This window comes from Streptomyces sp. NPDC048411 (assembly GCF_040704695.1).
GTDB lineage: Bacteria > Actinomycetota > Actinomycetes > Streptomycetales > Streptomycetaceae > Streptomyces.
Genome location: NZ_JBEZKL010000262.1, coordinates 1 through 4,006, shown reverse-complemented (window position 1 = coordinate 4,006; position 4,006 = coordinate 1). Strand labels below are relative to the sequence as shown.

Annotated in this window: 4 protein-coding genes and 2 pseudogenes; 3 read left to right on the top strand and 3 right to left on the bottom strand. The window is 66.7% G+C overall.

The features are described from left to right. Positions 1-128 (bottom strand): annotated as a pseudogene (locus AB0915_RS38530) (transposase); the annotation flags it as partial. A 381-nt stretch (positions 129-509) separates the two neighbouring features. After that, positions 510-1,430, bottom strand: a complete 921-nt coding sequence (locus tag AB0915_RS38525) for a LysR substrate-binding domain-containing protein (protein WP_366695981.1) — start codon at positions 1,428-1,430, stop codon at positions 510-512. Between the two features lie 99 nt (positions 1,431-1,529). Between AB0915_RS38525 and AB0915_RS38520 the strand changes: the two genes are divergently transcribed. The 3 genes and pseudogenes from AB0915_RS38520 to AB0915_RS38510 form a co-directional block, all read left to right on the top strand. Continuing rightward, positions 1,530-2,021: a GNAT family N-acetyltransferase gene (locus AB0915_RS38520; protein ID WP_366695979.1), complete on the top strand. Its 492-nt coding sequence runs from the start codon at positions 1,530-1,532 to the stop codon at positions 2,019-2,021. Between the two features lie 255 nt (positions 2,022-2,276). Continuing rightward, positions 2,277-2,789: a DinB family protein gene (locus AB0915_RS38515; protein ID WP_366695977.1), complete on the top strand. Its 513-nt coding sequence runs from the start codon at positions 2,277-2,279 to the stop codon at positions 2,787-2,789. Positions 2,790-2,874: 85 nt separating this feature from the next. Then, positions 2,875-3,225, top strand: a pseudogene (locus AB0915_RS38510) (helix-turn-helix domain-containing protein); the annotation flags it as partial. Positions 3,226-3,491: 266 nt separating this feature from the next. Here AB0915_RS38510 and AB0915_RS38505 read toward each other — a convergent pair. Further along, positions 3,492-4,006: GNAT family N-acetyltransferase (locus AB0915_RS38505; RefSeq protein ID WP_366695975.1), on the bottom strand; the 515-nt coding region annotated here is incomplete at its 5' end.

Sequence of the window (4,006 nt, the reverse complement as noted above, 5' to 3'; positions counted from 1 at the left end):
GTCAGGGCGTCGACCCACACGAAGGTGTAGGGGCCGGTGTCCAACGGCCGGTTGCGGAACTCGGCGACCCGGGCATCGAGGACCTTGGCCATCTCACTGACCTGGGACTTGCTCAGCTGGGTGACGCCGGTGTACCACCAGCAGACGAAGAACTTGCTCGTCTCGTACTCGCCGAAGAAGCTCGGGTTCTTCTAGGGGAACGAAGACAGGCGCCCTGGCCTGGTCTTTTCCTCGTCAGGGCGCCTTCGGCTCACTCCACTCAAGGCAGAGCTTGCTTTACGTTGTACCCTCCCATTTTCTCCCACTCGCATCCCGTCCCTGACCAGCTCTTCCGGACCAGCCGCGGACCAAGCCGCGACTCAACCCGGCTCAGCTCGCGCGGATAGGGGCGGTTCAAGGGGAGTCGGCTTGGGCTGTTGCCCCAGCGACGGGCTCCAGGTGCGGTGGGTGAGGCTACGCACGGTACGCCTTCGAGTGGCCCTTGCACGTGGAAGTGCTCGCTCGGCAGGTCAACGTGCTCTCGCCGTCCGGTCGTGGCCACGAACTGTCACGGACTCGGATTCTGTGATGAAGGCTTGTACGAGAGGACGGTTGTCTCCCCGTCGGGTGGCCATGAAGATCCGGCTCACCGTGGGAGGCCCGTCGAGTTCGAGACGTCGGGCGCCCGCGGGGAGCAGCGTCGTGACGCTGTAGGGGGCGATGGTGACGCCTAGGCCGGCGGCGACGAACATGATGATGGTGTGCCAGTTCGAGCACTCTTGCGCGACCTGGACCTTGATGCCGGCGTTCCGCAACGGCTGCGTATTCACATCGAACGCTTGAGCTCCTGCTGAGCGCGGGAACAGGATCAGCGGGTCAGCGGCCAGCGCCGTTGCTTTCACATGGTCACCCCTTGCGGCGGGATGCTCTGTGGGGACGATGGCGACAAACCGTTCCGTTGTCAGCAGGGAAAGGTCGATATCGTCTCGCTCCTCGGCATCCCGCACGATCCCGACGTCGGCTGTGCCCCGCTTCAGGGCCGCCAGGACGTCGACGGTAAAGCCGTCGCGCAGCTTGACCTGGACGTCTGGGCGGCGGCGGGAGAATTCACGGAGCCCTTCGCTGACGATCGCGGTGGCGGAGGTGATGAAAGCGACGTCCAAGCGACCGGCCTCGCCGCGCCCGACACGGCCGGCCTCATCGAGGTCTGCCGCCAGACGGACCAGAAGGTCCCTCGCCCGTGGCTGGAACGTCGCTCCCGCGTCTGTGAGGCGGACGCTCCGAGAGGTCCGCCGGAACAGCTCAACGCCGACAATCTTCTCGAGCTGCCTGATCTGCTGGGACAGGGCTGGCTGAGCAATGCTCAGCCGCTGGGCGGCACGCCCGAAGTGGAGTTCCTCAGCCACAGCCAGAAAGTACCGCAGATGGCGGAGCTCGAATCGATGATCCATAGGTCAAGCTTATCGATAAAGGCTAATGCCTGTATTGGACATATGGGTGAACGGGGCCGGAGACTAACGGGAAGCTGCACCGGAAAGGAAACCATCCTCATGCCGTACGCCTCTGCCCCGGCCGTGGTCTCCTCGATCGCCTCACAGAGTGATGCCGACGCGTTCCGCGCGTTGAACGAGGAGTGGATCTCCCGCCTGTTCACCCTGCAGGAAGAGGATCGGGCCGTTCTCGAAGATCCGTTCGGCCGCGTCGTGGGCCTGGGCGGCGACGTGCTCCTGGCGCGCGAACCGGGCAGCGGCACCGCTGCCGGGTGTGTCGCACTTCTGGCCTATCCGGACGCCGTGTTCGAGCTGGCGAAGATGGCCGTAGCCCCCGCCGCGCAGGGACGCGGCATCGGCCGCCAACTCATAGCCGCAGCAATTGACCGCGCCCAGGCACTCGGTGGGGCCCGGCTGTTCCTCGGCACGAACAGCAAGCTGGCTCCCGCCATCCACCTCTACGAGGAAGCCGGGTTCGTCAGGATCACCCGCAACCGTCTCCCGGTGGCCGACTGTTACGCCCGCGCCGACGTCCTCATGGAACTTGGCTAAGTGGTCGGCTCCGTAGGTCCTTCGGGGGTTGACTCCGGATCCGGTGTTGTGTCTCGTGTCTGGTCAGATGTCCGGGGTAGCGAGGTAGAGGCCGCAGGCGCAGTCCAGGGCGTCTTCGGGAGTACCGGCAAACGCGCCGGTGGGCAAGATGGTGTCTTCGTACCGGTCGGTGCTGGCTAGTGCCGTATCAGGCAACGTTCGCCCTGTTGGAGGGCCTGCCTGTCGATGCTTTCGGGCGCTGGCGATAATCGACCGATGAGTGCCATCGAACGCCCTTTGCCGCCCCTGAACGCCGACGAGCGCACCACGCTCGAAAGCTGGCTTGAATTTCACCGCGCCACCCTCGCCATGAAGTGCGAGGGCGTGGACGATGAGCAGGCCGCCGTCGCGTCTGTGCCACCGTCCGGTTTCACCTTGACCGGCCTCGTCCAGCACATGGCGGAGGTGGAGCGGAACTGGTTCCGCCGAGTGTTCGCCGGAGAACAGGCCCCGCCGATCTATGACCCGCAGGCCGACCCGCATGGCCCCGACGGCGGCTTCGAACTGGCCGAGGGTGCCACACTGCGCGACGCCCTCGCCACCTGGCACACGGAGATCGCCCGCGCCCGCGAGCTCTGCGCCGACCGCGCTCTGACCGACACCGGCCGCTTCATGGGGCAGGACGTCAACCTCCGCTGGATCTACGTCCACATGACCGAGGAGTACGCCCGCCATAACGGCCACGCCGACCTGCTCCGGGAGCGCATCGACGGCACCACTGGCGTATGACACTAGATCAGGTGGTTTCGCCTGATTGTGAGGTGACGCGCCGCCGGGTTCCGTGCCGGGCGGCGCGTCGTGTCAGGGTGCTCGGGTGGCTGAACGTGTGCGCGTGCGCGAGATCGATGACGACGAGGGGCAGCGGCTGCTGCGGATCATCCGCCGGGGCACTGGTTCGGTGGTGACCTGGCGGCGGGCCCAGATGGTGCTGCTGTCCGCGCAGGGCATGCCCATAGCGAAAATCGCCGAGGTGACGTTCACCAGCACGGACCGGGTCCGCGACGTGATCCACAACTTCAACGCCGACGGCTTCGACTCCCTGTACCCGAAGTACAAGGGTGGCCGGCCCAAGACCTTCACCCTCCCAGAACGCCGTGAGATCAAGAAGATCGTCAAGTCCAAGCCGGCCGAGCACGGCCTGCCGTTGTCGACCTGGAGCCTGGCCTGGCTTTGTTCACCGGTTTCGACAGCAGTTGTTCAGTGCTTCGGGAGGCACCCGGGCCGCGGCGTGTTCGATGTTCACGAGAAGCGACAGCACCCGCGCACGCCGATGAGAATGTTGCCGCTCCAGGCGGACCCTGCAAGCTACTGGACGCTCCAGCGGTGCGGATGGTCGGGATCGGTGGGGCAAGCGAAGACGTTGAGCTCGCCGGAGCGGCCCACGGTGACCTCGGTGGGGGTTGCGGACCGAAAGGCGGCCAGGTCTCGGTCCTAGCGGCCGGCCGTCGGGTGCCACTCGCGGCGGAGGAGGCCGAAGACCCAGGAGTCGGAGACGTCGCCGTTGACGACGCAGTCCTCGCGGAGGGTGCCTTCGCGGACGAAGCCGAGCTTCTCTAGCACCCGGGCGGACGCCACGTTGCGGGTGTCGGTCTCGGCCTGGACGCGGTTCAGGCCCAGGGTGTCGAACGCCCACCGCAGGACGGCGTGCGCGGTCTCCGTGGCGTAGCCGTGGCCCCACGCGGCGGCGTCGAAGACGTAGCCCAGGGACGCGCTGCGGAAGTCCGGGTTCCAGCTGGTCAGGCCGCACCAGCCGATGAACGCGCCGTCGAAGACGCGGTCGACGGCCACCCGCGCTCCCGTGCCTTCCTCCTCGATCGTTCGGCAGGTCGCGATGAAGCGCTGGGCGCGGGCCGGTTCGGTCCACGGCGAGGAGTCCCAGTAACGCAGCACGTGGGCGCTGCTGTGCAGCGCGTAGAGCGGCGCCGCGTCGGCGTCGGTGAACGGCC

Coding starts and splice junctions, on each gene's coding strand:
- AB0915_RS38525 (WP_366695981.1), bottom strand. CDS start 1,430: ATGGATCATCGATTCGAGCTCCGCCATCTGCGGTACTTTCTGGCTGTG.
- AB0915_RS38520 (WP_366695979.1), top strand. CDS start 1,530: ATGCCGTACGCCTCTGCCCCGGCCGTGGTCTCCTCGATCGCCTCACAG.
- AB0915_RS38515 (WP_366695977.1), top strand. CDS start 2,277: ATGAGTGCCATCGAACGCCCTTTGCCGCCCCTGAACGCCGACGAGCGC.